Genomic DNA, 26,088 nt, shown 5'->3' on the forward strand with positions numbered 1-26,088 from the left:
AAGCGGTCAGCCGATGCAGCCTTCGCGCCCCACGAGCCCCATTGCCAGCCGCCGTCGGTCCCACAGCACGTCAAGGAAGCCGGCTACGGACCCTTCCATGAACCACACCGCCTCGATCTGTTCGCCCGCGGATGCCAAGTCGGTACCGATCTCCAGCGGCACACGTCGCAGATGCGGGCGCAGCAGCTCATAGTCGAGCGGTGCCATGAGCTGAAGCAGCCGATTGCCGACCTCCGCCTGCGATGTGCCGACAAAAGGTTGAGCCCGCGCTAAGGAGTTTGACCGTGCGCCGACCGCGATGGGTTCGAGTGATTGTTTTAGCGTCAAGACCCCGGCCTCCCGCACGTTGTCGCCAAAGCTTCATATCCGGTCTGCGCGGCACCGTACAGAAACTTGCAAGCAAGCTCATCGTTGAGTGAACAATAGTTAGATAGGAGCAGTTGTTTCTAACTTATGTTATACCTGCAATTGACGGTCGTTTTGACTGTGTCGGCAACTGCCTAGACCCAGTCGAGACGTTTGCCGACTGCCGCGCCTGACCGCGCACCTTGCAGCTAATCTTCGAATAGCATTACCGCGCCTTCGATCTCGGGGGAGCGAAAGAGAGGAGTGCTCACATGACCAAAGCTTCAATCAGAATGTCTCAAGACCTTTCTGACGTCGTCGGCATTGGTCGCCGAACCTTGTTGACTCAAGCCGTTATGGTTGGTGGCAGTATCGGCGCGCTCGGCCTATTCGGCTTGGCGCAAGGAGCGCAAGCGGCCGCAACACCTCAGCAGCCCGAGGCTGAGACCGGCCACAGCTATCCGATGGCCCGGCCGGACGCGAGGACAGAGATGGAATTCCGCATGGGCGTGATCGGGCCTGCCATGCTTTCCTTGGTCACAAGCCAGCTTGCCGTCGACAAAGCGACTGATCGTCAGGCCAAGGAATTCGCCAACTTTGAGCTCCGGGAAGCCATCGCGGTCACCACCGTACTGAGTCAGCTACGCACGCCGGTGCCGGCACCGGACGCGAACGCACGGGCCACGCGTGCCAGAATCGAAGGCGCGCGCAAGGGCAGAGCTTTCGATCGCGAATACATGACCGCGCAACTGGCCAATCACGAGTTCCTCCGCGACCTAGCGGCGTCGTACCTGATCAATTCCGCGAACGCGACCAGCATGCCGGAGATGCATGGCCGTCACTTGGCGACGCTTGCCCAATCAACGTTCAAAGAGCATGTCGTCCACTGTAAGCGCATAACCGAGGCCCTGCGGGCCTAAGTCGTGTGTAGGCGGCTCGTAGTCAAATTGAAGACACCTTAGCTGCGTCTTGCAAATTGTGCGTACGTCGCAAGCGATGCTGATAAAATGGCCGCTTTGGGGCTTTCGCTCCTAAACGGTCCGTCGCCTAACAACGGTCGCGGTCGCAGCGCCGAATATCTGCTTACCACTCATGGCAGAAAGGGAGGCCAGCGGACCACCCTTGACTTACGAACGTCTGCGATGGGTGGGAGGCGGACGTCGCCGCCACTGTTTCTTTCTCGTCACCCCGGGCCTGACCCGGGGTCCCGCTTCTCCACCTTGAAAGAGCGTTCTGAGAAGGTCAGCCCAGTCAGCACTCGCCTTCTCGAAGAGGGCAATCTTCCATTCCGGTCGCCATCTCTTCAATCGTTTCTCGTGCGCGATGCAGGCGGCGATGGTGTCGCAGCGCTCCGCCCAGACGAGGCGGGCTAGGCCGTAGCGTCGACAGAGTTCCGACCCCCGGCCTTCACGATGCTGATGGATGCGGACAGCCAAGTCAGCAGTGACACCGACGTAGAGGGTTCCCCGATAGCGGTCCGCCATCATCTATACTTATCTGCCTCTCTCCATGCCGCGCATGGAAGAGAGACGCGCGACCCCGGGTCGAGCCGGGGTGACGAACTGAGAGTCGGCAATGGGTCGTAAGAAGACAAAAGCCAGGTGACTGACCGAGCGTCTGCTTATAGCCGGACGCTAGCCAGCCCTGAGCGTCCGGAATGGGCGCAAAGCCGCCATGACGACGGACGGGTTCGCTCGGCTGAGGCCTCGCGCCCCGCCGGCCGGCGTTCGGCATCTCTTCGCGCTAGCTCCCGGTTGCTCTCGCAACCGCTCGCCTACGCTCGGTGCCTCACTCCTCCCCCATCCGCAGCGCGGCAATAAACGCCTCCTGCGGGATCGACACGCTGCCATATTCCCGCATCTTCGCCTTGCCCTTCTTCTGCTTCTCCAGCAGCTTCCTCTTCCGCGTCGCGTCGCCGCCGTAGCACTTCGCGGTGACGTCCTTGCGCATCGCGCTGATCGTCTCGCGGGCGATGACCTTGCCGCCGATCGCGGCCTGGATCGGGATCTTGAACAGGTGCCGGGGGATGAGCTCCTTCAGCCGCTCGACCATGCCCCGCCCGCGCGCCTCGGCGGTGCCGCGGTGAACGATCATCGACAGCGCGTCGACCGGCTCCTCGTTGACGAGGATGCTCATCTTGACGAGGTCGCCCTCGCGCGTCCCGATCTGGTGATAGTCGAAGCTGGCATAGCCCTTCGACATGCTCTTCAGCCGATCGTAGAGTCGAACACCACCTCGTTCAAGGGCAGCTCGTAGGTGATCTGCGCGCGGCCGCCGACGTAAGTGAGGTTCTTCTGGATCCCGCGGCGGTCCTGGCACAGCTTGAGGATGGGGCCGAGATATTCGTCGGGGACGTAGATGGTCGCCTCGATCCACGGCTCCTCGATGCTCTCGATCCGGTTGGGGTCGGGCATGTCGGCCGGGTTGTGGAGCTCGATCGTCTGCGCGTCCTCGTTCTTCGAATGCGACAGGTGCATCGTGTAGACGACGCTCGGCGCGGTGGTGATGAGGTCGAGGTCATATTCGCGCATCAGCCGCTCCTGGATGATCTCCAGGTGGAGGAGGCCGAGGAAGCCGCAGCGGAAGCCGAAGCCCAATGCCGCGCTGGACTCGGTCTCGAAGGAGAAGCTGGCGTCGTTGAGGCGGAGCTTGCCCAAGGACTCGCGGAGCTTCTCGAAATCGGCGGCGTCGGTCGGGAACAGCCCGCAGAAGACCACCGGCTGGACTTCCTTGAAGCCGGGCAGCGCTTCGGCGGCGGGGCGGCGGGCGTCGGTGATCGTGTCGCCGACGCGGGTCTGCGCGACTTCCTTGATCTGCGCGGTGATGAAGCCGATCTCGCCCGGGCCCAGTTCCGCGAGCTGCTCGATCTTGGGGCGGAAGCAGCCGACCCGGTCGATCAGGTGCGTCGTGCCCGCCGCCATGAACTTGACCTGCGCGCCTGGCTTTTCTTGGCAGCGCCCCCACAATCGCCAAGTTGGCAACGTGTCGAGGAAGTCGCTGGAACAGCAGGTGAAAGCGCGTTAGTTGAAAAGCATGCGCGTTCTATTGCTGGGTGAGCTCAGTGGTTTCCATCAGGAGCTTCGTCCCGGCCTTGAGCGAGCGGGGCTGAGCGTCACAAGCGCGCACTCTCGAACCGCGTTTCCGGAGTACCGCAGCGACATCCCGCTCTACCGCCCGCCGCCATCCGGCGGAGGAACGCTGACCCTGCTGCGCGATGTTGCTTCCCAGCTCCTGCATGCGCGAGAGATGACCGGCTTCGACGTCGTTCAGCTTATCACGCCCAAATTCTTCAACTGGAAGCTGCACGAGCCTATGATGCGCTACCTCAAGCGCAACAATGGAGCATTGGTGGTGGTCAATACCGCCTGCACCTCCGACTATCATCGGCGGGTGAGGGAACTTCGCTACAGTCCTTGTGCCGAGTGCCAGGCTCATGACCTGAAGTCCGACTGCATCTACGACCGTCCCGATGAGCGCCGCGCCGAATATGTCGCTTGGGATCTCGCCGACCGAATTGTCTCGACCCATTTCGAATATGACTGGGCGCTCGCCGATACCCCGCTTCGCGACAAGCTCGCCAACATACCGCTACCGCTTGATACGGCCAGACACCGGCCGACGCCAATGCCGCCAGGGCCAGTGCGCATCTGGTACGGGGAGACGAGGTTCGGGTTCAAGGGCGGCCGTTTCATCAGGGACGCGCTGACGCGACTCGCCAACGATCCGACAGTTGAAATCGTGCAGTCCCCTCGCCTGCCGTTCGCCCATTACCTCGACTTTCTTGGTTCGGTCCACATCATGATCGACCAGGCCAACAGCTACGGCCCCGGCATGAACGCGCTCTATGCGATGGCGAAGGGCAAGGTGGTTCTCACTGGAGCGGAGGCCGAGCAGGGGCATGCGAGCCCTGCCATCAACATCTTGCCCGACGGAGACGACATCTATCGCCATCTTACCTCGCTGGTCGGAAACCGGAGGGCTCTTGAGGAGCGGGGAAAGGCCGCCGCCGAGTTCATCGAGCGGGTCCACTCGAGCGATGCCGTCGCACAGCAATATGCCGAGGTATACCGAAGCATTGTCTGACATCCGGAAAGAACCACCCCTGACGAAGGCGGTGCGTCCTTTTCATTCCAGAGCGCTCAAGCCCCGAGGACAAGACAAGCCATGACAATGCTAACGGAGGATGCATGGCTGGAGACCAATGCCTCCGAATCTTTCTGCCCTGTCCGACTCGACCCGTCGAATGTCACGGCGCCATTTGCCATCAAGCGTATCTACAACATCTACGACACCCAGCCCGGCGTCGTTCGCGGGCATCATGCGCATCGCAGGCTTCAGCAGTTGGCCATGGTTGGTGTGGGGGCCTGTACAATGGTCGTCGACGATGGGAGCACGAGGCAGGAGTTCAGGCTGGACTCACCTACCAAGGGCCTGCTGCTCGGGCCGGGTACCTGGCGTGAGATGAAGGACTTCTCTTCCGACTGCGTCCTGACCGTGCTCGCGAGCGAAGAATATTCCGAGGATGATTACATTCGGGATTACGACCAGTTTCTGCGTGAGAGAGATCCGTCTTGATACCCTTTCTGAGCCTGGCTGCCGCGACTGACGAGCTGAAGGGCGAGATTGATGCGGCGATCCAGCGGGTTGTGCGCTCAGGCCAGTACATCGGCGGCTCCGAATGCGCTGCCTTCGAAGAAAGCTTCGCCGGCTACGTCCAGGCATCGCATGCTGTAGGGACCGGGAACGGCCTCGATGCGCTTCACTTGGCGCTGAGGGCCTTGGACGTCGGGCCTGGCGACGAGGTCATCGTTGCGGCTAATACGTTCATAGCGACCTTGCTTGGCGTACATATGACCGGCGCTCGCCCGGTCATCGTGGAGCCCGACCCCGCCACCCACAATATCGATGTCGACCGGATCGAAGAGGCGATCACGCCGTCGACCAAGGCCATCTTGCCGACGCATCTGTATGGGCAGCCTGCCGACCTGGATCAGCTCGGCGCCATCGCCGCGAAGCACGGTCTCCTGCTGGTCGAGGATGCGGCGCAAGCGCATGGCGCGTCCTACAAGGGCAGGCGTATCGGTGCGCATAGCGACGCCGTCTGCTGGAGCTTCTATCCCGGCAAGAACCTTGGCGCACTCGGCGACGCCGGCGCCGTCACAACCAATCGAAAGGATGTTGCCGACAAGATCAGGAAGCTTGGCAATTATGGTTCTTCCGTCCGCTACGTGAATGATCTGCGCGGCGTGAATTCAAGGTTGGACCCATTGCAGGCAGCCATACTGCGAGCGAAGCTTCCCTTTCTGGACGAGTGGAACGAACGACGGTCGGACACTGCGCGTATCTACCTCGAAGGGCTACGGGACTTGGACCTGGTTCTGCCCACGGTTCCTTCATGGGCAGCGCCTTCCTGGCATTTGTTCGTAATCCTGTCGGAGCGACGCGACGAGCTGCAGGCCAGACTGTCCGCCAGCGGCATCGAGACACTGATCCACTATCCCATCCCCCCACATCGTCAGAATGCGCTGGACGACCTTGACCTTCAGGGTCGATCGTTCCCGATCGCAGAGCGACTTGCCGATCAATGCCTCAGCCTTCCGATTGGCCCGCACCTCTCACGCGAACAGGCCAAGCAGGTTGTCGAGGCGCTCAACAAGCTTGCATAGTTACCGCAGCAGCAGACCCTCGGCGCCGCGACGATCTCGATCTCACCTCTAGTCCGACGAAGGCGGCAAGACCGAGAACAGCCCTATGATCGGGCCTCGCCGAACGGAGCTATTGCCGAGCGGTCGAAGATCGCGCCCCCGGCAAGCAGGCCAATCAGACAGCGCCCCTGGTTCGCTCCTCGGGGGTCGCCGGCCCGCGTGCAGTTACTGGCTTGGACAGTAGCTTGTTTCGAAGCCAGTGCTGCGCTGGCGACTCGATGCATCGGTAGGAAAGCAGGGCGGCGGCGATCGTCACCGCGCAGAAGAGCCACAAGGGTGGAATGACCTCGTTCAGGCGGAAAGAGATCAAGATGGGCATGTGCCACAGGTAGACGGAATAGGTGATGGCGCCGATCAGCCGCAGGGGTCGGGGAAAGCTCGGCGCCCTTTGATCGAGCAGGGCGAAGCCCGCCACCAGAGCCGGAGCGCCGACACAGAAGATGACGATGTCCACCGAAAAATAAAGCCCTGCTGCGGCGGCCAGGAGAGCCGCCAGCACCGGCGCGACCGCAAGACGGTCTCGAGAGAAGCCGATGATGGCACCTAGGAAGAACAGGCCGGAGCAGAGGCCCAGCATTGAACCCGTGAGCTTGAAAAAGGCGATGCTGAGAACCGCGAGCACCGCGGCGACGGTTCGGCTCGGGCCCCACCGCAGCATGAAGGCAAGGAAGAAGAAGTAAACCAGCACCTCGACCGACACGCTCCAGATCGGTGCGTTGAACGACGGCGTCTGCGTGAACCAGTTGGATGCAAAGAGCAGTTGCAGGACAAGGTGTTTCAGGTCGTTGTTGGGATAGATGAGCGCATGGCCGAAGCGCGCGAAGCTCATGCTTTGCAGCAGGGCGACGACAATCAGCGTCACAAGGTGCAACGGATAGAGGCGTGAAATCCGGTGGATCCAGAACTCGCGTGGTGACAAGGTCCGCCCGAGCGATCCATAGGCGACTGCGAACACGAAACCCGACAAGGCCCAGAACACTTCCACCGCCCAGCCCCCATGCTGGTAGATGGGCCACAGATATCTGCTGAAGGGCAGCGAGACATCGTCACGCCAGTCTGCCGGAAAGCGGGCATAGAACCAGCGGTAATGAGTCACGAGGACGGCGAGAGCCGCAAGACCTCGCAGAAGATCAACATAATGGTAGCGAGTGCGGACCGGCGTCATAGCGGACCTTAACATGCGGGTTTGAGGCCGCAACGGTAGAGGTGCTTGAAGTAGATCTGGATGTTGTATGTGGCGCCGATCCGAAGCCTCGTGGCCGGGTCTACGCGCAAGCTCGGCTACTCCTTCCCCATCCTGAGCGCCGCAATGACAGCCTCCTGCGGGACGCATGAGCACGTGCAGCATGAGGTGCCGCCCGAGCGCGATGCGCGATCCCTAGCCGCCTATTCCTCCCCCATCCGCAACGCCGCGATAAACGCCTCCTGCGGGATCGACACGCTTCCATATTCCCGCATCTTCGCCTTCCCCTTCTTCTGCTTCTCCAGCAGCTTCCTCTTCCGCGTCGCGTCGCCGCCGTAGCACTTCGCCGTCACGTCCTTGCGCATCGCGCTGATCGTCTCGCGGGCGATGACCTTGCCGCCGATCGCGGCCTGAATCGGGATCTTGAAGAGGTGCCGGGGGATGAGCTCCTTCAGCCGCTCGACCATGCCCCGCCCGCGCGCCTCGGCGGTGCCGCGGTGAACGATCATCGACAGCGCGTCGACCGGCTCCTCGTTGACGAGGATGCTCATCTTGACGAGGTCGCCCTCGCGCGTGCCGATCTGGTGATAGTCGAAGCTGGCATAGCCCTTCGACATGCTCTTGAGGCGATCGTAGAAGTCGAACACCACCTCGTTCAAGGGCAGCTCGTAGGTGATCTGCGCGCGGCCGCCGACGTAAGTGAGGTTCTTCTGGATGCCGCGGCGGTCCTGGCACAGCTTGAGGATGGGCCCGAGATATTCGTCGGGGACGTAGATGGTCGCCTCGATCCACGGCTCCTCGATGCTCTCGATCCGGTTGGGGTCGGGCATGTCGGCCGGGTTGTGGAGCTCGATCGTCTGCGCGTCCTCGTTCTTCGAATGCGACAGGTGCATCGTGTAGACGACGCTCGGCGCGGTGGTGATGAGGTCGAGGTCATATTCGCGCATCAGCCGCTCCTGGATGATCTCCAGGTGGAGGAGCCCGAGGAAGCCGCAGCGGAAGCCGAAGCCCAATGCCGCGCTGGACTCGGTTTCGAAGGAGAAGCTGGCGTCGTTGAGGCGGAGCTTGCCCAAGGACTCGCGGAGCTTCTCGAAATCGGCGGCGTCGGTCGGGAACAGCCCGCAGAAGACCACCGGCTGGACTTCCTTGAACCCGGGGAGCGCCTCGGCGGCGGGGCGGCGGGCATCGGTGATCGTGTCGCCGACCCGGGTCTGCGCGACTTCCTTGATCTGCGCGGTGATGAAGCCGATCTCGCCCGGGCCGAGCTCATTGAGCTGCTCGATCTTGGGGCGGAAGCAGCCCACCCGGTCGATCAGGTGGGTCGTGCCCGCCGCCATGAACTTGACCTGCGCGCCCTTGCGGAGCGTGCCGTCGATGACCCGGACGAGGATGACGACGCCGAGATAGGGGTCGTACCAGGAGTCGACGAGCATGGCCTTCAAGGGCGCGTCGGCATCCCCCTTGGGCGGCGGGATGCGCTGGACGATCGCCTCCAGCACCTCGCCGATTCCGATCCCGGCTTTGGCGCTGGCGAGCACGGCGTCGCTGGCGTCGAGCCCGATCACTTCCTCGATCTCGGCCTTGACCTTGTCGGGCTCGGCGGCGGGGAGGTCGATCTTGTTGATCACCGGCACGATCTCGTGGTCGTGCTCGATCGACTGGTAGACGTTGGCGAGCGTCTGCGCCTCGACCCCCTGCGCGGCGTCGACCACCAGCAGCGCGCCCTCGCAGGCGGCGAGGCTGCGGCTGACCTCGTAGGCGAAGTCGACGTGGCCGGGGGTGTCCATCAGATTGAGCTCGTAGGTCTCGCCGTCGCTCGCCGTGTAGTTGAGGCGGACGGTCTGGGCCTTGATGGTGATCCCGCGCTCCTGCTCGATCTCCATATTGTCGAGCACCTGGCCGTGCGTCATCTCGCGCTCGGACAGGCCGCCGGTTGCGAGGATCAGCCGGTCCGCGAGCGTCGACTTGCCATGGTCGATATGGGCGATGATGCTGAAATTGCGGATGAGTTTGAGCGGCGTCGCCAACGGTAGATTCTCTGCGAATGAAGTGAATGACCGCGCCGCTAGCACAGGGGCGCCCGGATTGTCAGCCGAGCTGGCGCGGAGCGCGGTCGCTGGCTTGCGAAACGGCCGGAAATGGCCGATGCTCTGCGCTTCTTGGGAATGGGGGATTCTCGATGAACCAGCATTTGTGGTCGTTCGCGTCGCGTTCGGGCCTGGCCGCCGCCATGGTCGTCCTGCTCGGGGCCGCGCCCGCGCCGCCGCCGCCGATCGCCACCTACTGGGTAAGCGCCTCGACCGACAGCGGGCTGGGCAGCGGCGGATCCGCGGGGATGGCGGCGATGATGGCCGGGCGCGGTTCGGCCGTCAGCCGCTCGCTGACGCTGCAGCTCGGGTCGCGCCAGCCGGGCACAACGCTGGAGGTTGGCGACCATCTTCCGCCCGCGTCGCTCGGAATGGGACCGAGCCTGCCGCTCCTCGGCACGACCAAGGCACCACCGGGCGAGCAGCTTGGCGGCATGCCGCGCGACTATCAGCGGCCGAACGGGCGCATGCTGATCTACTGGGGCTGCGGCGAGCATGTCGGCCCCGGCCAGCCGCTGGTGATCGACTTCGCGAAGCTCGCCGCGGGACAGGTCCCGCCGGGATGGGGCGCCGTCGTGAGCAGCGCGCTCCCGCCCCGTCCTGCCGCCGGTCGCGGTTATGGCGAATGGCCGAACGAGCGTAGTTCACGGGCGGTGCCGCTCTCGGCGTCGCTGGTCGGCGCGCACAGCGTCCGCTCCAGCATCAGCCCGCCGATCGGCTTCACCCTCGGCGCCGGGCAGGACTTCATGCCGGCTTTGGACCTGGCGGAGCGCGGAACGCTGCCGTCGGGCGCGGCAAGGCTGGGCTGGCGTCCGGCCCCGACCGCGACCGGCTATGCGTTGAGCCTGATGGGCGCCGGCGAGGGCGGCGGCGGCACCGAGGTGATCGTCTGGTCGTCGAGCCGGACCGGCAGCGCCAATGCGCTGACGATGATGGATTATCTGTCGCCCGCCAGGGTGCACCAGCTGATCACCTCGGGCCAGGTGCTGGCGCCGACGGTCAGCGAGTGCCTGCTCCCCGCCGAGGTGGCGAAGGCCGCGCCGCAGGGCTTCGTGCGGATTATCGGCTTCGGTCCCGAGGCGAACTTCGCCGAGGCGCCGCGCGCGCCCAAGTGGGTCGCCAAGGTCCGCCTCAAGACCAGCGCGAGCCTGATCCGTGGCATGGACATGAGCGGGATGGGCAACACAAACGGCATGCCGGGCGGTGAACCTGGTCAGCCCGGACAACCGGCGAAGCGGCGGAGGCCGAGCTGGAAGGACATGCTCAAGGGTGCCGTTCGCCCGCCATTCTGACGGTCCGAGCTGACGTTTGAAGGCGCGTCGCGCAAACTTCTGCTGAAGGCTTGAAGCTTGGTGCTTGGAGCCATTCGTTTGAATCTCCTGGCACCGTTGAGCGGCTTGGCCCCCACCTTCCACGAAGAATTTGGGTGGGCGCTCGGCCGCCCATTTACACTCGCTGTCGTCGCGCTGAATCGCTTCGCAACCGCTCGCATTCGCTCTACAGCTGACGCGTTCACTTTTGCGTCAAGGATGTTCGATGAACGCGCGCTGCCTCGTCCTGCTGCTGACTTCCACTGCCGCCCTCGCCGCCTGCGCGACGACCTCGCCCCAGACCGCGCGCCCGATGCAAGCGGCAGTCGCCAATCAGACCGCCACGCCGGCTGCGCCCGCGACGCGTGCCGAGGCGCAGGCTGCGCCGGTCAGCGAGCTGGTGCGCGAAGTTTCGATCCCGCACTCGACCTTCCAGCTCGCGAACGGCCTCACCGTTATCGTTCACGAGGACCACAAGGCGCCGATTGTCGCGGTATCCACCTGGTACAACGTCGGCTCCAAGGACGAACCCAAGGGCAAGACCGGTTTCGCGCATCTTTTCGAGCATCTGATGTTCAACGGCTCGGACAATCTGCCCGACGATTACTTCACCTATCTCCAGCAGGTCGGCGCGACCGACTACAACGGGACCACTTGGTTCGATCGCACCAACTATTTCGAGACAGTGCCCAAGGCGGCGCTTGAGCGGGCGCTGTTCATGGAAAGCGACCGCATGGGCTATCTGCTTGGCGCGATCGACCACAAGAAGCTCGATAACCAGCGCAGCGTCGTTCAGAACGAAAAGCGCCAGGGCGACAACCGGCCGGGCGGCCTGGTCAGCTACGAGGTCTACGGAACCCTGTTCCCGGAGGGCCACCCCTATCATCACGAGACGATTGGCTCGATGGCCGACCTCGACGCCGCCAGCCTCGCCGACGTCAAGAAATGGTTCATCGACAATTACGCGCCGAACAATGCCACGCTCGTCCTCGCCGGCGACGTGACCGCGGCCGAGGCACGGCCGCTGGTCGAGAAATATTTCGGGCCGATCAAGCGGGGTCCGGTCAACACGCCCGCCGCAGCCGACGTCCCGACGCTTCCCGCGGCGAAGACGATCGTAATGAAGGACCGGGTCGCGGCGACCCAGATCCAGAAGGATTGGGCGGTCCCGGGCATGCTCTCGCCGCAACTCGCAGCGCTCGATATCGGTGCCTCGGTCCTCGGCGGGCTTGCCAGCTCGCGCCTCGACCGCATCCTTGTCCGCGACGAGAAGATCGCGGTGTCGGTCTCCGCCGAGCTCCAGCCGTTCCAGCGGATCGGCGTCTTTGAAGTCTCCGCAACGGTGAAGCCGGGCGTCGATCCGGCGCTGGTGGAGCGGCGGCTCAACGAGATCATGGCCGATTACATCGCCAATGGGCCGACCGACGCCGAGGTCCGCCGCGCCGCCACCGACGAAGTCGCGGGGCGGATCAAGGGGCTGGAGCAGGTCGGCGGCTTCGAGGGCAAGGCGGTGGCTCTGGCCGAGGGCCAGGTGTTCGCCGGCGACAGCAATTTCTACAAGCGTTCGCTCGACAGCTATGCCGCGCTGACCCCGGCAACGGTGCGCGCGGCGATGCAGCAGTGGCTGTCGCGCCCGCCGCTTACCATCCGGCTTGAGCCGGGCGATCGGCCGCCCTACGAGGAGACCGCGTTCAAGCCGCAGAAGACCGCGGCCGACATCGTCACACCCAAGGTCAAGCGGACCATCCCACCGGTCGGCGCGCAGGTCGCGCTCGACTTCCCGGCGATCCAGCACGTCCGCCTCGCGAACGGGGTGCAGGTCGACTATGCCCAGCGGAGCGCCGTCCCGCAGACGCTGATGGCCTTCTCCTTCGACGCCGGCTACGCGGCCGACGCTCCCGCCCGGCGCGGTCTGCAGAACCTCGCGATCAGCCTTTTGGACGAAGGCGCGGCGGGTCGGTCGTCGCAGCAGATCGCCGAGGCGAAGGAGAGCCTCGGCTCGGAGATCTCGATCGGCGGCAGCGCCGACCGATCCACGCTGACCATGTCGGCGCTGTCGGCCAATCTGGCGCCGACGCTGGATCTCGTCGCCGACGTCCTGCAGCGGCCCGACTTCAACCCCGCCGACATCGAGCGGCTACGGGTGACCACCCAGACTGCGATCGCGCAGGCCCAGAAGGAGCCCAACGGCATCGCCTCGCGCGCGCTGCCGCCGCTGCTCTATGGCGCCGACTATCCCTATGCGACGACCAGTCTCGGCGATCCCGCGGCGGTCCAGCGCTTCACCCGTGACGACATCGTCGGCTTCCAGCAGCGCTGGATCCGGCCCGACAATCTGCGCATCTTCGTGGTCTCCAGCCTCCCGCTTGCCGAGGTTCAGCCGCTGCTTGAGCAGCGCTTCGGCAGCTGGCGCGCGGCGGCGGGCGTGCCGCTCGGGACCAAGCAGTTCGGCAACCGCCAGCCGCGCCCAGCGGCCGAGCGGGTGGTGCTGATCGATCGCCCGGGTTCGCCACAGTCGGTGATCCTCGGCGGCCAGGTGACGCCGGTCGATCCCCGCAGCGACATCGTCGCGCTGACCAGCGCCAACGACGTGCTCGGCGGCAACTTCCTGTCGCGCATCAACATGGACCTGCGCGAAAGCAAGGGCTGGTCCTACGGCGTCTCGGGCCGTGCCCAGCTGACCCAGCAGGCCGTCCCCTATCTGGTCAACGCGCCGGTTCAGGCCGATCGCACCGGCGACAGCCTCGCCGCGCTCCGCTCCGACATCCGCGCCTTCCTCGGTGGTCAAGGCGTCACCCAGACCGAGCTGGAGCGCACCGTCACCAACCTGTCCGGCCAGCTGCCGGGCGAGTTCGAGACCGGCGCCGACGTTCTCTCGGCAATGCAGAGCAACGCGCTCTACGGACGGCCCGACAACTATTACGAGCTGCTCGCCGACAAGTATCGCGCCCAGACCCGGACCAGCCTCGACGCCGCGCTCAAGGGCGCGCTCGATCCGAGCGGGTTCGTGTGGGTCGTGGTTGGCGACGCGGCGAAGGTCCGCCCGCAGCTCGCCAAGGTCGGATTGCCGGTTGAGACAGTCGCGGCGCCGTGAGGCTCAGCCGAGGCGGGTGACGTGGCCCATCTTGCGGCCGGGGCGAGGCTCGCCCTTGCCGTAGAGGTGGAGCGCGGCACCCGGCTCGGCGAGGAGCTCGCGCCAGGCCAGCGCGTCGTCGCCGATCAAATTGTCCATCGCGATCCGCGGCGACCTTACCGCCGTGCTGCCCAGCGGCAGGCCGCAGATTGCGCGGACATGCTGCTCGAACTGCGAAGTCGCTGCGCCCTCGATCGTCCAGTGACCGCTGTTGTGCACGCGCGGGGCGATTTCGTTGACCAGCGGCCCGTCGGCACAGGCGAAGAATTCGGTGGTGAGCACGCCGACATGGCCGAGCGCCTCGGCAATCCGGCTCGCCATCGCCTTCGCGGCTTGCACATGGGGCTCGACGAGCGGCCCCGCCGGAACCGTCGAGCGGCGCAGGATGCCTTCGTGATGCTCGTTGCGCGGGGCGTCCCAGAAGCGGACCTCGCCGTCGATGCTTCGGGCGAGGACCAGCGAGAACTCCGCCGCGAACTCGACCGCCGCCTCGGCCACCGCGGGCTGGGCGCCGATCGCCTCCCATGCTTCAGCCGCCTCCGAAGGGGAGCGAACCCAGGCCTGCCCCTTGCCGTCGTAGCCGAGCCGACGGGTCTTGAGCACAAGCGGAAGCGCAAGGGCTTCGATCGCGGTCTCGACGTCGGCGGCGCAGTCGATCGGGCACCAAGGCGCGACGATTGCTCCGCAGCGCTCGATGAACTGCTTCTCCGCCGCACGGTCCTGCGCCACCGCCAGGCTCTTTACGCCGGGACGGAGCTTGTCCCCGAGCACCGCAAGCGGCTCGACCGGCACATTCTCGAACTCGTAGGTGACGATGTCGCAGGCCGCCCCGAATTGCTCGAGCGCGGCGCGGTCGTCATAAGCCCCGCGGGTCACCACCGCCGCGATCTCGCCGGCGACCGGCTGCGGATCGGGGGCGAAGATGTGACAGCGGTAGCCGAGCTGCGCCGCGCTCATGGCGATCATCCGGCCGAGCTGGCCACCGCCGATGATCCCGATGGTGGCGCCCGGTCCGATCATTCGGGTGCGTTGGCCACGCCGTCGGTCTGCGCCTTGCGCCACGCGGCGAGCCGGCCGGCGAGCGCCTCGTCGCCGAGAGCGAGGATCGAGGCGGCGAGCAGGCCGGCGTTGATCGCCCCGGCCTTGCCGATGGCAAGCGTGCCGACTGGAACGCCGCCAGGCATCTGGACGATCGAGAGGAGGCTATCCATGCCCGATAGCGCCTTGCTCTCGACCGGAACCCCGAGGACCGGCAGCTCGGTCATCGCCGCCGCCATGCCTGGGAGGTGCGCCGCACCGCCGGCGCCGGCGACGATCACGCGAATTCCGCGGTCTCTGGCGCCTGTTGCATAACGGTACAACCGGTCTGGAGTCCGGTGCGCCGATACCACCTTCGTCTCATAAGCGACTTGAAGCGTTGAGAGAATTTCCGCGGCGTGCCGCATCGTATCCCAGTCGGAAGTCGAGCCCATGATGATCCCGACCAGTGCCCCAGAGTCCATGACTACCCCATGTCGCTCAAAGCCGCGCCTTAAAGGCGCTGGCAGCCGCACGCAACGCACGCGACGACTCCCACTGCTGCTCCGATTCGGTTATGAGACTCGGACGAGTGTTGGGGCTCAATCATGATCGATGTCGACGCGACCCTGTCGGATCCCGCCACGCTGCAGGCTGAGCTTGCCCGCCTGCGCGGCGAGGTGGCACGCCTAGAGCGCCGGATCGAGGAGCTGGACCGACTCGCCCACCACGATTCGCTGACTCCGCTGCCGAACCGACGCGGCTTCACCCGCCAGCTCGGCCAGCTGATCGCCCGAGTCCAGCGCTATGGCGATCCCGCGGCGGTGCTGTTCATCGATCTCGACGGGCTCAAGCTGATCAACGACAGCTTCGGGCATCCCGCCGGCGACGCCGCGCTGCTGCACGTCGCCGAGCTGCTGACCAGCGGGCTGCGGCAGAGCGACGTGGTTGCCCGCTTCGGCGGTGACGAGTTCGCGGTGCTGCTCGACCATGCCGATCGCCCGGCGGCGGAGGAAACGGCAGCCCGGCTGATCGACCGCGTCGCGGGCGCCGACTTCAACCATGACGGCTCGGCCATCCCGTTGAGCGTCTGCATTGGGATCGCGGTCATCGAGGACGGCGACACCGCCCACGCCGTGATCGCCCGGGCCGACCAAGCGATGTACGAGGAGAAGGCGGCGGCCTGACGCTGCCGCGATCGACTAGCTCTCGCTCAGGTAATAGCGGTCGCGGACCGCGAGATCGTCGCTGAGCTCGTAGACGATCGGCTGACCGGTCGGGATCTCCAGACCGACGATCTCGTCATCGTCGATGTTGGAGAGATGCTTCTCGAGTGCGCGGAGCGAATTGCCATGCGCGGCGATCAGCAGCCGCTCGCCGGTCCGAAGCGCCGGGGCGATCTCGGCCTCATAGTAGGGGAGAACGCGCGCGATCGTGTCCTTGAGGCTCTCGGTCGAAGGAATGGCGATGCCGTCATAGCGGCGGTCCCCGACCAGCGCATAGGGACTGTCATCGGCCAGCTCGGGCGGCGGGATGTCGAAGCTGCGGCGCCAGATCTTGACTTGCGCCTCGCCGACCTTGTCGATCATCTCCTGCTTGTTGAGCCCGGTCAGGCCGCCATAATGCCGCTCGTTCAGCCGCCAGTCCTTGGTCTCGGGCAGCCACAGCCGGTTCATCTCCTCCAGCGCGAGATGGAGCGTGCGGATCGCCCGGCGTTGGAAGCTGGTGAAGCAACGGTCGAAGTCGAAGCCCTTTTCGGCGAGCAGCCGGCCGGCGGCGCGCGCTTCCGCCTCGCCGGCGGGGGTGAGATCGACGTCCCACCAGCCGGTGAAGCGGTTCTCGAGGTTCCACTGCGACTGGCCGTGGCGGAGCAGGACGAGGGTCGGCACGGTCAGCCCTTCTTCTGGAGCTCGGGAAGGATGGCGTGGAGCGCATCGAGGCAAGCGCGGCCGAGATGCTTGGAGCGTTCGGCCGACCAGCCGTAGAGCGGGTCGGGAAGGTCGCTGTTGTCCTTGAACGGCATTTCCAGCGTCATCGACACGCAGCCGTAGCGCTCGGCGAGCTGGGTGGTCGACATCGACATGTTGGCCTGGCCGGGCGCGGCCAGTTCGTAGCCTTGGCGGGTCTGGAAGTCGGGCGAGATCCTCTCGAGCGCATCGCTGTAACGGTTGAACAGGTCTGTCTGGCGAGGCTTGAGCGACGGGATTCCCTCGAAGCCGGCGAGGAAGTTGGCGGGGATCGCCTCGTCGCCATGGACGTCCATCGCGAACACCGGCTTGTCGGCATCCATCGCATTCCGGACGTGGAGAACCTCGGGGCTCTTCTCGGCCGAAGGCGCATGCCATTCGCGGTTGAGGTTGACGCCGGCGGCGTTGGTCCGCAGGTGGCCGCGGCGCGAGCCGTCGGGGTTCATGTTTGGGACGACGTGAAAGGTGCAGTCGCCGCGGAGGACCCGGGCGACCGGATCATCGGGGTCGACGAGCTTCTCGAGCGCGCCTTCCATCCACCATTCGGCCATGCTTTCGCCGGGATGCTGGCGGGCATAGAGCCAGACGGTGGTGGCGCCCTCGCCGATGGTCAGGCAGTCGATGTCCTGCCCGTCGAGGCTCTGGCCGAGGCTGCGGTAGCGGACGCCCGCAAGGCTCGCGAGCGAGGCGACCAGATCATGGTGACGCTCCATCGAGTAGGGGGCGAAATAGGCGAGCCAGACGCAGTCGCTCTCGGGCCTGAAGCGGATGGTCAGTGTGCCATTGTCATAGCTGGTGTCGGCGACGCGGACCCACTCCTCGCGGTCGAGCGAGAGGCACGTCTTATAGTCGGGCCAGCCGAGCGGATAGGCCGAGCCGGCGCAGTTGGTGATGCGCAGTTCGACCGCGCGGCCCGCGGCACCCGAGAGCTTGAAGAAGAACCACTGGTAGAAGTCGCTGTGCGCGTCCTTTACGATCTCCAGCTCGAACCGGTCTCCGTCCTGCCCCACCACGCGGATGTTGCCCGCGTCGAAGCTGCTCGAAATCGTCGCTGTCATTGGATGCTGATCACCTGAATCTGGCCGAATGCCGCGCCTGATAGTGCCGCCGGCCCCGCGCGGCTAGTGCGGCGGCGGAAAAGGCGCGCGAGCGGCAGCGAAGAGCGTCTCGGTGCGACCTTTCGTGCTGATCGGAAAGGCATTGTTTCCATGGGATTAAATGCGCGAATGGTCCCAATGGTCACACCGTCGGAGCCACTCGGCGCAACCTTGAACGCTGGACGGAGTGCCGGAGCCCCGCGCCGCGGCTCGCCGCCGAGTTCAGCAGGCGAAACCCTGTATTACAACCGGGTTTGCCGGTCGCCGGCGCGCGCTCCGATTTGAGGTCCGCGCCGGACCGTGCCACTCGGCCGTTCGCCGATTCGATCAACGGCACTCGCCTTGTCCGCCCCGCCCCCTTACGCCCCCGGAGCCCCATGCCCAGCACCAAGCCTCTCGTCCTCGTCACCGGCGGCGCCGGTTACATCGGCAGTCACGCTGTCCTCGCGCTGCGCGATTCCGGTTACCCGGTGATCGTCCTCGACGACCTGTCGAACGGCACCCGCGAGGCAATTCCAGCCGATGTCGAGCTGGTGGTCGGCGACGTGGGCGACCGATCGGTCACCGACCCGCTGCTGCGGGACAAGGGTGTCGGCGCGATCATGCATTTCGCCGGCTCGATCGTGGTGCCGGAATCGGTCACCGACCCGATCAAATATTATTCCAACAACAGCGCCGCCTCGCTGTCGCTGATCCGCTCGGCGATCGAGGCGGGCGTGCCGCACCTCGTCTTCTCCTCGACCGCGGCGGTGTACGGCGCGGCGGAGCGGGTGCCGATCGTCGAGAGCGACCCGCTGCTGCCGATCAATCCCTATGGCGCCTCCAAGCTGATGACCGAGCGGATGCTCGCCGACATCGCGCCGGCGACGCCGGGCTTCAGTTATGCGGCCTTGCGCTACTTCAACGTCGCCGGGGCCGATCCCCAGGGGCGCTCGGGCCAGCGCGGCAAGGGCGCGACCCACCTGCTCAAGGTCGCCTGCGAGGCGGCGGTGGGCAAGCGCGACAAGGTGCAGGTGTTCGGCACCGACTATCCGACCCCGGACGGCACCTGCATCCGCGACTATATCCATGTTGCCGACCTCGCCGACGCCCATGTCGCGGTGCTCGAGGCACTGCTCGCCGACCCGGCCACCAGCAGGATCCACAATTGCGGCTACGGCAAGGGATTCTCGGTGCTCGAGATGCTCGACGCGCTCGACCGGGTGAACGGCACGCCGGTTCCGCGCGAGATGGGTCCCCGCCGCGCCGGCGACCCGCCGCAGCTGGTCGCCGACAGCAGCGGGCTGCAGAGCCAGACCAGCTGGCGGCCGAAGCGCAACGATGTCGAGCAGATCATCGCCGACGCGCTGCGATGGGAAAAGAAACTGCTCGAGGAGAGCCAAGCCTGATGATGTTCAAGCGTTGCGCGGTGGCGCTGGGCGGCCTGCTGACGATCGGCGCCGCCTCGCCCGCTACCATGGCCGTCGATTCCGCGGCCGCGAACCGCGTCCATGCCACGGTTCAGTTCCTCGCCGACGACCTGCTCGAAGGCCGCGACACCGGCTCGCGCGGGCACGAGATCGCCGCGGCCTATGTCGCCAGCCAGTTCCAGGCGCTGGGGCTGCAGCCCGGCGGCGAGAACGGCGGCTGGTTCCAGCGGGTGCCGCTGCGCACCGCTTCGCTGAACGGCCCCGCCGCGGCCTGGCTCAACGGCCAGCCGCTGGCGATCGGCCAGGACATCAGCGTCCGCCCGAGCATCGTCCAGCAGCAGCAGGACGTCACCGCGCCGCTGGTGTTCGTCGGCTACGGGATCGACGCGCCACAGATCGGGGTCACCGATTACCGCGGTCTCGATCTCACGGGAAAGATCGCCGTCGCGCTCGACGGCACGCCCGATGGCCTCAACACCGAAATTGCCGCGCATCTCGGCTCCTATAAGGCGCAGATGGCTGCGAAAGCCGGAGCACTCGGGCTAGTCACCATCCCCGCCCAGGTCGAGCCGAGCGCGCGCCAGCGTAGCGCCGGCGCGCCGCGACCCGTCACCAACTGGGTCGACACGGCCGGGCGCAACGGCGGCGTTCCCGCCTCGCTGCGGGTCACCGCCAGCATGACCGGCACGGGCGCCTCGAAGCTCTTCGCCGGCGCGAGCCGCAGCTATGCCCAGCTGCTCGCCGAGGCCGCCCGCAAGGGCGCGCGCCCGGCCGGCTTCGCGCTTCCCGGCAAGCTGCGCATCAGCCGCACGAGCAGCTGGCGCGATTTCACCAGTCCCGAGGTGATCGGCGTCCTCCCCGGAAGCGATCCCGCGCTGCGCGGCGAATATGTGGTGCTGATGGGGCACCTCGACCATCTCGGCATGCGTCCCGACCCCAAGCCGGGCGAGCATGCGGTCAACAACGGCGCGCTCGACAATGCGGCGGGCGTGGCGACCATGCTGGAGACCGCGCGCAGCTTCACCGCCTCGGGCCGGCGGCCGCGCCGCTCGGTCATGTTCATCGCCAATACCGGCGAGGAGAAGGGGCTGCTCGGCGCCGACTATTTCGCCGCCCACCCGACGGTCGCCGCCGAGCGGATCGCCGCGCTGGTCGACCTCGACATGCCGCTGCCGCTCTACGACTTCACCGACGTGATCCCGTTCGGCGCCGAGCACAGCACGGTGGCCAAGGTGGTCGCCAGGGCCGGCGCGTCGATGGGGATCGCGGTCGCCAGGGACCCGATGCCCGAGGAGAGCATCTTCGTCCGCTCCGACCATTACCGCTTCGTGCTGCGCGGGGTGCCGGCGATCCTGCTGATGACCGGCTGGTCGAACGGCGGCCAGCCGGTGTGGCAGAACTTCCTGAAGAACGTCTACCACTCGCCGCGCGACAATCTGTTGCAGCCCATCCGCTGGGACCAGCTCGCCAAATATGCCGAGCTCAACTACCGGATCTCGCGCGACCTCGCCGACGCGGCGGAGCGGCCGCGCTGGTACCAGGGCGATTTCTTCGGCGACAGCTTCGCTCCGGGGCAGCCGAGAGCCGCCCGCTAGCTTGACTCGGGCGCGGCTCTCCCATAGGGGCCGCGCGAGCTTTCGGCTCGACAAGCCGACAATCAGAAAGAAAAGACGGGTCACCCGGTCATGAAGATTCGCAATTCGTTGAAGTCGCTGAAGGATCGTCACCGGGACAACCGCGTGATCCGCCGTCGTGGCCGCATCTACGTGATCAACAAGACGAACCGTCGCTTCAAGGCCCGCCAGGGCTGACGCGCCGCCGTCCCCCTGCGGGACGACCCCGTTCATCCCGGCGACCTTCATTGAAGGTTCAAGGCGCGCTTCCTATATGGGAAGGGTGAGGATGAACATGATTGCCCGTTCGCTGATGTCCGCGCTGGCGCTGACGACCGTGGTCGTGCAGCCGGCGCTTGCCCAATCCGCTCCGCCGCCCGCCAAGGCTGCCTTCAACTGGGAAGTGAAGGACGGCCAGGTCGTGCGCAAGGCGACCGACGTCCGTCGCACCGACAACAGCGACGGCAGCTGGCGGGAGGAGTCAAAGGAAGGCTCCTGCTCCAAGACGGTCGAGCACGGCAAGGATGGCTCGATCAAGACCACCCGCGCCTGCTGAGGCGCGAGGCGTAGCGCCGCCCGATCAGCCCTTTTTGGGCGCGAACGGATCCACGGCCGCGATGGTGCAGGCCGGCAGCCCGAGCTTCGGAAGATCCGCGCAGGGCCGCACCTGGGCGCTATCGTCGGCACCGACGAAGATCGCCCAATCGCGCCCGTCGGCGCAGCTTGCCGTCCACATGTCCAGCTTGTGATACTGAGTCACGAAGCCCGACTTGGTAATCCGCCGGCAGCTGCTTCCGCTGTCGTAGATCGCGCGCTTGAGCCCGATCGTACGGTCGATCTCGCTGAGCCGGTGAAGCTGGTTCTGCCCTTCCGAGCGCACGAGCACCTTGGGCTCGGCGGCGGCCTGGTTGGCCGGCGGCCCCGACTGCCCCTGCCCGCACCCGGCCAGCATCAGCATCGTCGCCATCATCGCCGCCCAATTCCGCATCAGCTTCGCTCCTTGCCTGCCCCGACCGAACGCTTGCTGCTTGCCGCGGCTCCCTCCTGCTCGGCGAGGAAGCGATCGATCGCGCGCACCGCCTCGCGCGTGGCGCGCGCGCCGACGCCGAATGCCATGTGGCTGCAGCGCAGCTCGACCGCCGCGTCGCTCTCGTCAGGCAGCCCGCGTGCGGCGCGCGGCGCGACGATCCCGTCCTGCCGTGACCATAGCGCCAGCGCGGGCACCGGCGGCTTGTGCGGGTGGTGCGGGATCGGCGGCGCGTCCACCTTGTGCCCGGCGATCCGCTCGTAGAGCTTCCACACGTTGGTCATGTAGGGCGTTCCCGAGAAGGGCGAGCCCAGCGTGACCACCGCGCGGACGCGGCTCGGCACCTCGCGCGCCAGCTCGCGCGCGAACACCCCGCCGAGGCTCCAGCCGACCAGCAGCACGGGGCGGCCGTCGTGCACCTCCTCCAGCCGTTGGCGGAGATGGCGGACGATGTCCTTGTGCGCGCCGCGATTGAGCCCGAGTTTCCACGGATAGACGCGATAACCAGCTTCGGCGAGCGCCCGGCGCAGTTCCATCGTGGTGCGGTCGGTGGCGAGGAAGCCGGGGATCACCAGCACCGGGTCGCCGTCGAGCGGCCCGCGCGGCTGGAGATGGCCGAAGCTGCGCAACAGCCGCGGCCAGAGCTGCGCCACCTCGCCGCTGCGGCGAAGCAGCGAAGGCGGCCGCTCGTCCGGGTGGATCAGAGCCATTCCCCGCCGCCCATCAGCGGGCGGAGCGCCGCCGGCAGCCGCACCCGTCCGTCCTCGGTCTGATGGTTCTCCAGCAGCGGGACGAGGATCCGCGGGCTGGCCAGCGCGGTGTTGTTGAGCGTGTGGGCGAAGCGGACCTTGCCGTCGGCGCCGCGGTAGCGGAGGTTCGCGCGGCGCGCCTGCCAGTCGTGCAGCGTCGAGCAGCTGTGGGTCTCGCGATATTTACCGAGGCTCGGAACCCAGCTCTCGATATCGTTCATCCGGTACTTGCCGAGGCCCATGTCGCCGGTCGAGGTCTCGATCACTTGATAGGGGATCTCGAGGCCTGTCAGAAGCTGTTCGGCGAGCCCGAGCAGCCGGGCGTGCCAATCGGCGGATTGGGCCTCGTCGGCCTCGCAGATGACGTACTGCTCGACCTTGAGGAACTGGTGCACCCGGAGCAGCCCGCGGACGTCGCGGCCGGCGCTCCCGGCCTCGCGGCGGAAGCAGGGCGAATAGCCGGCGTAGAGCACGGGCAGCTGGTCGTGCGGGATGATCTCGCCCGAGTGGAGCGAGGTGAGCGCGACCTCGGCGGTGCCCGCGAGATAGGCGTCGTCGTTGGGGAGGGCGTAGGTTTCCTCGACATGGCCGGGGAACTGGCCCTGGTTGAGGAAGGCCTGTTCGCGGGCGATCGCGGGGACGGTGATCGGGGTGAAGCCGGCCTCGGCAATCTGGGACAGCGCCCAGTTCATCAGCACGCCCTCGAGCAGCGCCAGCCGGCCCTTGAGGCAGTAGGTGCGCGAGCCGGCGACCTGGACGATCCGGCTGAGGTCGCCCCAGCCGTTCTTCTCGATCAGCGCGACATGATCGAGCGGCTCGAAGCCAAATTCGGGGACCCGGCCTTCCCGGCGGACGACGGTGTTGAAGCTTTCGTCCGGCCCGACCGGCGCGCCGGGAAAGGGCAGGCCGGGCAGCCGGAGCATCAGCGCGCCGAGCGCCGACTGTTTCGCGCCCAGCTGCTCCTCGAGCGCCGAAGCCTGTGCCCCGGCTTCCTTGGCGCGGCGGCCGAGCTCGGCCTTCTCCTCGGGCGCGGCGCTCTTGAAGCCCGCGCTGATGGCGTTGCGTTCCGCGCGCAACCCGTCGATCTCGGTCTTGAGCGCCTTGGCCTCCCCGTCGAGCGCAAGCAGCGCGTCGAGATCGAGGTCGACGTTCTTGACCTTGATCGCATGCTCGACGGCAGCGCGGTCATGGCGGATCGTGTCGAGGCTGAGCATGGCCGCCTCCTGCGCGATTGCGCGCGGAGAGGCAACAGGCCCAAGGGTCGACGCCGCAGCGACCCCCGGCAAGATCGCGCAAACAAGTCGCAAGTAAACAGCTTGACGGAACTTGCGCAGTCTGACAGCTTACTTACAAGCATCGGCCAAAGAACTGTCTTTGTCGCCGACAATCATCTTTTCTTTACCAGCCGAACGCATTTCGTCCGCATCCAGAACGGATACGGAGTGTGACCTGCGTAACCTTAATCGCCTGATCCGCGACAGCGAAGGCGCTACCGCGATCGAATATGGCCTGATCGCCGCCCTCATCGCGGTGGCCGCTATCGGCGCCATGAGTTCGATCGGTGGCAAGCTCAGCACGACCTTCAACAACGCGGGCAACGCGCTGGGTCAGTAAGCCGTTGCGGGCGGACCCGGACCCTGGCGGTCCGGATCCCCGCTCTCCCCGCGAACTCAGTCGAGTCCGGGGACGGTGACCGCTCCGTGCGAAGCGGAACCGACCAAGGCGGCATATTTGGCGAAGGCGCCGCTGCTTTCGCGTGACGGGGCCCAGCTCGGCGCAGGTCGGCGAGCGAGGTCGGCATCGGTTTCCACCACCCGCCGCTCCACATCGATGACGATCCGGTCGCCGGTCCTGAGCCGCGCGATAGGACCGCCTCGCGCCGCCTCCGGCGCGATGTGCCCGACCATGAAGCCATAGGTCGCGCCCGAGAAGCGGCCGTCGGTGATCAGCGCGACGCTGTCGCCGAGCCCGCGACCCTGCAACGCGGCCGTGACCGAGAGCATCTCGCGCATGCCGGGCCCGCCGACCGGCCCTTCGCCGCGAATGACCATCACGTCGCCGGGCCGAATCTCGCCGGCGGTCAGCGCGTCGAAGCTCGCCTCCTCGCCGTCGAACACCTTGGCCGGGCCCTCGAAGCGCAGCTTGCCGTGGCCGGCAAGCTTCACCACGCAGCCCTCGGGAGCGAGATTGCCGTAGCAGATGCCGAACCCGCCGCGGTCTTTAACCGGGCTGTCGGCGGTGACGATCACATCCTGGCCCTCGGTCTCGCGGGCGCCTTCGAACAGCTCGTACAAAGAGCGGCCGGTGACGGTCGGCGCATCGGCGATCAGCCCGGCCTCCATCAGCCGCCGGCCGAGCAGACGGGTCCCGCCGGCCGCGCTCATGTCCGGCGCCATGTAGCGGCCGCCGGGCTTCAGGTCGGCGATCACCGGTGTGGCGCGCGACACGTCGTCGAACAGGTCGATCGAGAATTCGCTTTGCGGGACGCCGGCCTCGCGGGCGATCGCCAGTAGATGGAGAATGAGGTTGGTGGATCCGGCGGTCGCGGTTCCCGCCACGGCGGCGTTACGCAGGCTGGTCGCGGTGATGAGGCTGCGCGCGGTGCGCCCATTTCTGAGCGCTTCGACCGCGAAGCGCCCTGCCTCGTAGGCGGCACGCGGCTTGTCGGGGTGGACGGCGGGAATGTCGTTGAGGCCCATCGGGGAAAAGCCTAGAAAGCTCATCGCCAGCGCCATGGTGTTGGCGGTGAACTGACCGCCACAGGCGCCGGCGCCGGGGCAGGCGTGGTTGGTGACGGCGTCGAGCCGCTGCTGATCAATGGTGCCTGCGGAATAGGCGCCGACCGCCTCGAACACGTCCTGGATGGTGAGCGCCTGATCACCGAGCCGGCCGGGCATGATCGAGCCGCCGTAGAGGATGACGCTGGGGAGATCGAGGCGGGCCGCGGCCATTGCGGCGGCGGGGATCGTCTTGTCACAGCCGACGAGAAAGCAGACCGCGTCCAGGCTGTGGCCGCGCACCGCGAGTTCGGCGCTGTCGGCGATCACCTCCCGGCTCATCAGGCTGGCGCGCATGCCGCGCGTGCCCATCGCGATGCCGTCGGTGACGACAATCGTGTTGAACTCGATGGCGGTACCGCCCGCCTCCTCGATCCCGCGCATCGCATGGGCCGCCAAATCGCGCAGATGCATGTTGCAGGGGGTCACGTTGGAATAGCTGTGGACGACCGCGACCAGCGGCTTGGCCAGCCGATTGTCGCTGAACCCCGCCGCGTGGAGCATTGCCCGAGCGGGCGCCCGCGCCGCGCCGTCGACCATCTCGCGCGAAGGGCGCTGCTGCTCAGTCATCTTGTCCCCGTTTGTCAATTTCAGGATACAATCGAGCCAGCGGGCCAGCTCGCCGCCGCGACCTTCTATGATGAAAATCGACTGGTTCAAGAAGAAACC

General features: G+C 66.3%; 23 protein-coding genes and 2 pseudogenes. 12 read left to right on the forward strand and 13 right to left on the reverse strand.

The annotated features are described in order from the left end of the window. Positions 1-6: 6 nt before the first annotated feature. A complete protein-coding gene (locus tag HMF7854_RS00385; protein ID WP_126717300.1) occupies positions 7-207 on the reverse strand; it encodes a hypothetical protein in 201 nt (66 codons plus the stop codon). Between the two features lie 410 nt (positions 208-617). On the opposite strand from HMF7854_RS00385, the gene HMF7854_RS00390 reads away from it, so the two are divergent. Continuing rightward, positions 618-1,265: a DUF4142 domain-containing protein gene (locus HMF7854_RS00390; RefSeq protein WP_126717301.1), complete on the forward strand. Its 648-nt coding sequence runs from the start codon at positions 618-620 to the stop codon at positions 1,263-1,265. Between the two features lie 318 nt (positions 1,266-1,583). On the opposite strand, the pseudogene HMF7854_RS00395 reads toward HMF7854_RS00390, so the two are convergent. After that, positions 1,584-1,832, reverse strand: a pseudogene (locus HMF7854_RS00395) (GIY-YIG nuclease family protein); the annotation flags it as partial. 301 nt (positions 1,833-2,133) lie between these two features. Further along, positions 2,134-3,290: pseudogene (lepA, locus tag HMF7854_RS00400) on the reverse strand (translation elongation factor 4); the annotation flags it as partial. 79 nt (positions 3,291-3,369) lie between these two features. Here lepA (HMF7854_RS00400) and HMF7854_RS00405 point away from each other — a divergent pair. The 3 genes from HMF7854_RS00405 (at position 3,370) to HMF7854_RS00415 (ending at position 6,011) form a co-directional block, all read left to right on the forward strand. Next, a complete protein-coding gene (locus HMF7854_RS00405; protein WP_126717302.1) occupies positions 3,370-4,428 on the forward strand; it encodes a glycosyltransferase in 1,059 nt (352 codons plus the stop codon). Positions 4,429-4,509: 81 nt separating this feature from the next. Beyond that, a complete protein-coding gene (locus HMF7854_RS00410; protein WP_221766391.1) occupies positions 4,510-4,920 on the forward strand; it encodes a sugar 3,4-ketoisomerase in 411 nt (136 codons plus the stop codon). Further along, positions 4,917-6,011, forward strand: coding sequence for a DegT/DnrJ/EryC1/StrS family aminotransferase (locus HMF7854_RS00415; protein ID WP_126717303.1), 1,095 nt, complete (start codon positions 4,917-4,919; stop codon positions 6,009-6,011). The genes HMF7854_RS00410 and HMF7854_RS00415 overlap by 4 nt, the downstream gene beginning before the upstream one ends. A 154-nt stretch (positions 6,012-6,165) precedes the next feature. On the opposite strand, the gene HMF7854_RS00420 is transcribed toward HMF7854_RS00415, so the two are convergent. Further along, positions 6,166-7,398: an acyltransferase family protein gene (locus HMF7854_RS00420; RefSeq protein WP_126717304.1), complete on the reverse strand. Its 1,233-nt coding sequence runs from the start codon at positions 7,396-7,398 to the stop codon at positions 6,166-6,168. Positions 7,399-7,436: 38 nt separating this feature from the next. Next, positions 7,437-9,260, reverse strand: coding sequence for a translation elongation factor 4 (lepA, locus tag HMF7854_RS00425; RefSeq protein ID WP_126717305.1), 1,824 nt, complete (start codon positions 9,258-9,260; stop codon positions 7,437-7,439). Between the two features lie 152 nt (positions 9,261-9,412). On the opposite strand from lepA (HMF7854_RS00425), the gene HMF7854_RS00430 reads away from it, so the two are divergent. Beyond that, complete coding sequence (locus tag HMF7854_RS00430) at positions 9,413-10,612, forward strand: hypothetical protein (RefSeq protein ID WP_126717306.1); 1,200 nt, start codon at positions 9,413-9,415, stop codon at positions 10,610-10,612. Between the two features lie 244 nt (positions 10,613-10,856). Beyond that, positions 10,857-13,724: a M16 family metallopeptidase gene (locus HMF7854_RS00435; protein WP_239016775.1), complete on the forward strand. Its 2,868-nt coding sequence runs from the start codon at positions 10,857-10,859 to the stop codon at positions 13,722-13,724. A 3-nt stretch (positions 13,725-13,727) separates the two neighbouring features. Here the strand turns inward: HMF7854_RS00435 and HMF7854_RS00440 are convergent, their stop codons facing one another. Then, positions 13,728-14,783, reverse strand: a complete 1,056-nt coding sequence (locus HMF7854_RS00440; RefSeq protein WP_126717307.1) for a 5-(carboxyamino)imidazole ribonucleotide synthase — start codon at positions 14,781-14,783, stop codon at positions 13,728-13,730. Further along, positions 14,780-15,265, reverse strand: a complete 486-nt coding sequence (gene purE, locus HMF7854_RS00445) for a 5-(carboxyamino)imidazole ribonucleotide mutase (protein ID WP_126717308.1) — start codon at positions 15,263-15,265, stop codon at positions 14,780-14,782. The genes HMF7854_RS00440 and purE overlap by 4 nt, the downstream gene beginning before the upstream one ends. 123 nt (positions 15,266-15,388) lie before the next feature. Here purE and HMF7854_RS00450 point away from each other — a divergent pair, with 123 nt between their 5' ends. Continuing rightward, positions 15,389-15,967 carry a GGDEF domain-containing protein gene (locus HMF7854_RS00450; RefSeq protein WP_126717309.1) on the forward strand — a complete coding sequence of 193 codons (579 nt, stop codon included), beginning with the start codon at positions 15,389-15,391 and terminating at the stop codon, positions 15,965-15,967. Positions 15,968-15,982: 15 nt separating this feature from the next. Here the strand turns inward: HMF7854_RS00450 and gpmA are convergent, their stop codons facing one another. Beyond that, the gene (gene gpmA, locus HMF7854_RS00455; protein ID WP_126717310.1) at positions 15,983-16,669 is read right to left on the reverse strand and encodes a 2,3-diphosphoglycerate-dependent phosphoglycerate mutase; all 687 of its coding nucleotides are present in this window, start codon (positions 16,667-16,669) and stop codon (positions 15,983-15,985) included. Positions 16,670-16,671: 2 nt separating this feature from the next. Further along, a complete protein-coding gene (locus HMF7854_RS00460) occupies positions 16,672-17,805 on the reverse strand; it encodes a M14 family metallopeptidase (RefSeq protein WP_126717311.1) in 1,134 nt (377 codons plus the stop codon). Positions 17,806-18,221: 416 nt separating this feature from the next. On the opposite strand from HMF7854_RS00460, the gene galE reads away from it, so the two are divergent. From galE to HMF7854_RS00480, 4 genes are all read left to right on the forward strand, one after another. Then, positions 18,222-19,232: a UDP-glucose 4-epimerase GalE gene (galE, locus tag HMF7854_RS00465; protein WP_126717312.1), complete on the forward strand. Its 1,011-nt coding sequence runs from the start codon at positions 18,222-18,224 to the stop codon at positions 19,230-19,232. Next, the gene (locus HMF7854_RS00470; protein WP_185829103.1) at positions 19,232-20,848 is read left to right on the forward strand and encodes a M20/M25/M40 family metallo-hydrolase; all 1,617 of its coding nucleotides are present in this window, start codon (positions 19,232-19,234) and stop codon (positions 20,846-20,848) included. The genes galE and HMF7854_RS00470 overlap by 1 nt, the downstream gene beginning before the upstream one ends. Positions 20,849-20,938: 90 nt before the next feature. Continuing rightward, positions 20,939-21,064: a type B 50S ribosomal protein L36 gene (gene ykgO / locus HMF7854_RS00475; protein WP_126717314.1), complete on the forward strand. Its 126-nt coding sequence runs from the start codon at positions 20,939-20,941 to the stop codon at positions 21,062-21,064. A gap of 91 nt (positions 21,065-21,155) precedes the next feature. Beyond that, positions 21,156-21,422: a hypothetical protein gene (locus HMF7854_RS00480; protein ID WP_126717315.1), complete on the forward strand. Its 267-nt coding sequence runs from the start codon at positions 21,156-21,158 to the stop codon at positions 21,420-21,422. Positions 21,423-21,446: 24 nt separating this feature from the next. On the opposite strand, the gene HMF7854_RS00485 is transcribed toward HMF7854_RS00480, so the two are convergent. The 3 genes from HMF7854_RS00485 to serS are packed head-to-tail and all read right to left on the reverse strand — an operon-like array spanning position 21,447 to position 23,856. Beyond that, complete coding sequence (locus HMF7854_RS00485; RefSeq protein WP_126717316.1) at positions 21,447-21,854, reverse strand: hypothetical protein; 408 nt, start codon at positions 21,852-21,854, stop codon at positions 21,447-21,449. Further along, positions 21,854-22,603, reverse strand: a complete 750-nt coding sequence (locus tag HMF7854_RS00490) for an esterase/lipase family protein (RefSeq protein WP_126717317.1) — start codon at positions 22,601-22,603, stop codon at positions 21,854-21,856. The genes HMF7854_RS00485 and HMF7854_RS00490 overlap by 1 nt, the downstream gene beginning before the upstream one ends. Further along, positions 22,594-23,856 carry a serine--tRNA ligase gene (gene serS / locus HMF7854_RS00495; RefSeq protein ID WP_126717318.1) on the reverse strand — a complete coding sequence of 421 codons (1,263 nt, stop codon included), beginning with the start codon at positions 23,854-23,856 and terminating at the stop codon, positions 22,594-22,596. Before serS ends, HMF7854_RS00490 begins: the two co-directional genes overlap by 10 nt. Positions 23,857-24,091: 235 nt before the next feature. Between serS and HMF7854_RS00500 the strand changes: the two genes are divergently transcribed. Then, the gene (locus HMF7854_RS00500; RefSeq protein ID WP_126719977.1) at positions 24,092-24,256 is read left to right on the forward strand and encodes a Flp family type IVb pilin; all 165 of its coding nucleotides are present in this window, start codon (positions 24,092-24,094) and stop codon (positions 24,254-24,256) included. 56 nt (positions 24,257-24,312) lie between these two features. Here HMF7854_RS00500 and ilvD read toward each other — a convergent pair whose 3' ends face one another. Next, positions 24,313-25,989: a dihydroxy-acid dehydratase gene (gene ilvD / locus HMF7854_RS00505; RefSeq protein ID WP_126717319.1), complete on the reverse strand. Its 1,677-nt coding sequence runs from the start codon at positions 25,987-25,989 to the stop codon at positions 24,313-24,315. Positions 25,990-26,088: the final 99 nt, after the last annotated feature.

Origin of the sequence: Sphingomonas ginkgonis (genome assembly GCF_003970925.1) — a bacterium.
Classification (GTDB): Bacteria; Pseudomonadota; Alphaproteobacteria; order Sphingomonadales; family Sphingomonadaceae; genus Sphingomicrobium; species Sphingomicrobium ginkgonis.

What these genes read in the sequence shown, in the direction of transcription:
- HMF7854_RS00450 (WP_126717309.1), top strand. Translation starts at nt 15,389, where the DNA reads ATGATCGATGTCGACGCGACCCTGTCGGATCCCGCCACGCTGCAGGCT.
- serS (WP_126717318.1), bottom strand. Translation starts at nt 23,856, where the DNA reads ATGCTCAGCCTCGACACGATCCGCCATGACCGCGCTGCCGTCGAGCAT.
- ykgO (WP_126717314.1), top strand. Translation starts at nt 20,939, where the DNA reads ATGAAGATTCGCAATTCGTTGAAGTCGCTGAAGGATCGTCACCGGGAC.
- HMF7854_RS00490 (WP_126717317.1), bottom strand. Translation starts at nt 22,603, where the DNA reads ATGGCTCTGATCCACCCGGACGAGCGGCCGCCTTCGCTGCTTCGCCGC.
- HMF7854_RS00430 (WP_126717306.1), top strand. Translation starts at nt 9,413, where the DNA reads ATGAACCAGCATTTGTGGTCGTTCGCGTCGCGTTCGGGCCTGGCCGCC.
- ilvD (WP_126717319.1), bottom strand. Translation starts at nt 25,989, where the DNA reads ATGACTGAGCAGCAGCGCCCTTCGCGCGAGATGGTCGACGGCGCGGCG.
- HMF7854_RS00485 (WP_126717316.1), bottom strand. Translation starts at nt 21,854, where the DNA reads ATGCGGAATTGGGCGGCGATGATGGCGACGATGCTGATGCTGGCCGGG.
- HMF7854_RS00410 (WP_221766391.1), top strand. Translation starts at nt 4,510, where the DNA reads ATGACAATGCTAACGGAGGATGCATGGCTGGAGACCAATGCCTCCGAA.
- purE (WP_126717308.1), bottom strand. Translation starts at nt 15,265, where the DNA reads ATGGACTCTGGGGCACTGGTCGGGATCATCATGGGCTCGACTTCCGAC.
- HMF7854_RS00385 (WP_126717300.1), bottom strand. Translation starts at nt 207, where the DNA reads ATGGCACCGCTCGACTATGAGCTGCTGCGCCCGCATCTGCGACGTGTG.
- galE (WP_126717312.1), top strand. Translation starts at nt 18,222, where the DNA reads ATGCCCAGCACCAAGCCTCTCGTCCTCGTCACCGGCGGCGCCGGTTAC.
- HMF7854_RS00480 (WP_126717315.1), top strand. Translation starts at nt 21,156, where the DNA reads ATGAACATGATTGCCCGTTCGCTGATGTCCGCGCTGGCGCTGACGACC.
- HMF7854_RS00440 (WP_126717307.1), bottom strand. Translation starts at nt 14,783, where the DNA reads ATGATCGGACCGGGCGCCACCATCGGGATCATCGGCGGTGGCCAGCTC.
- HMF7854_RS00420 (WP_126717304.1), bottom strand. Translation starts at nt 7,398, where the DNA reads ATGCTGCACGTGCTCATGCGTCCCGCAGGAGGCTGTCATTGCGGCGCT.
- HMF7854_RS00470 (WP_185829103.1), top strand. Translation starts at nt 19,232, where the DNA reads ATGATGTTCAAGCGTTGCGCGGTGGCGCTGGGCGGCCTGCTGACGATC.
- HMF7854_RS00460 (WP_126717311.1), bottom strand. Translation starts at nt 17,805, where the DNA reads ATGACAGCGACGATTTCGAGCAGCTTCGACGCGGGCAACATCCGCGTG.
- HMF7854_RS00435 (WP_239016775.1), top strand. Translation starts at nt 10,857, where the DNA reads ATGAACGCGCGCTGCCTCGTCCTGCTGCTGACTTCCACTGCCGCCCTC.
- HMF7854_RS00390 (WP_126717301.1), top strand. Translation starts at nt 618, where the DNA reads ATGACCAAAGCTTCAATCAGAATGTCTCAAGACCTTTCTGACGTCGTC.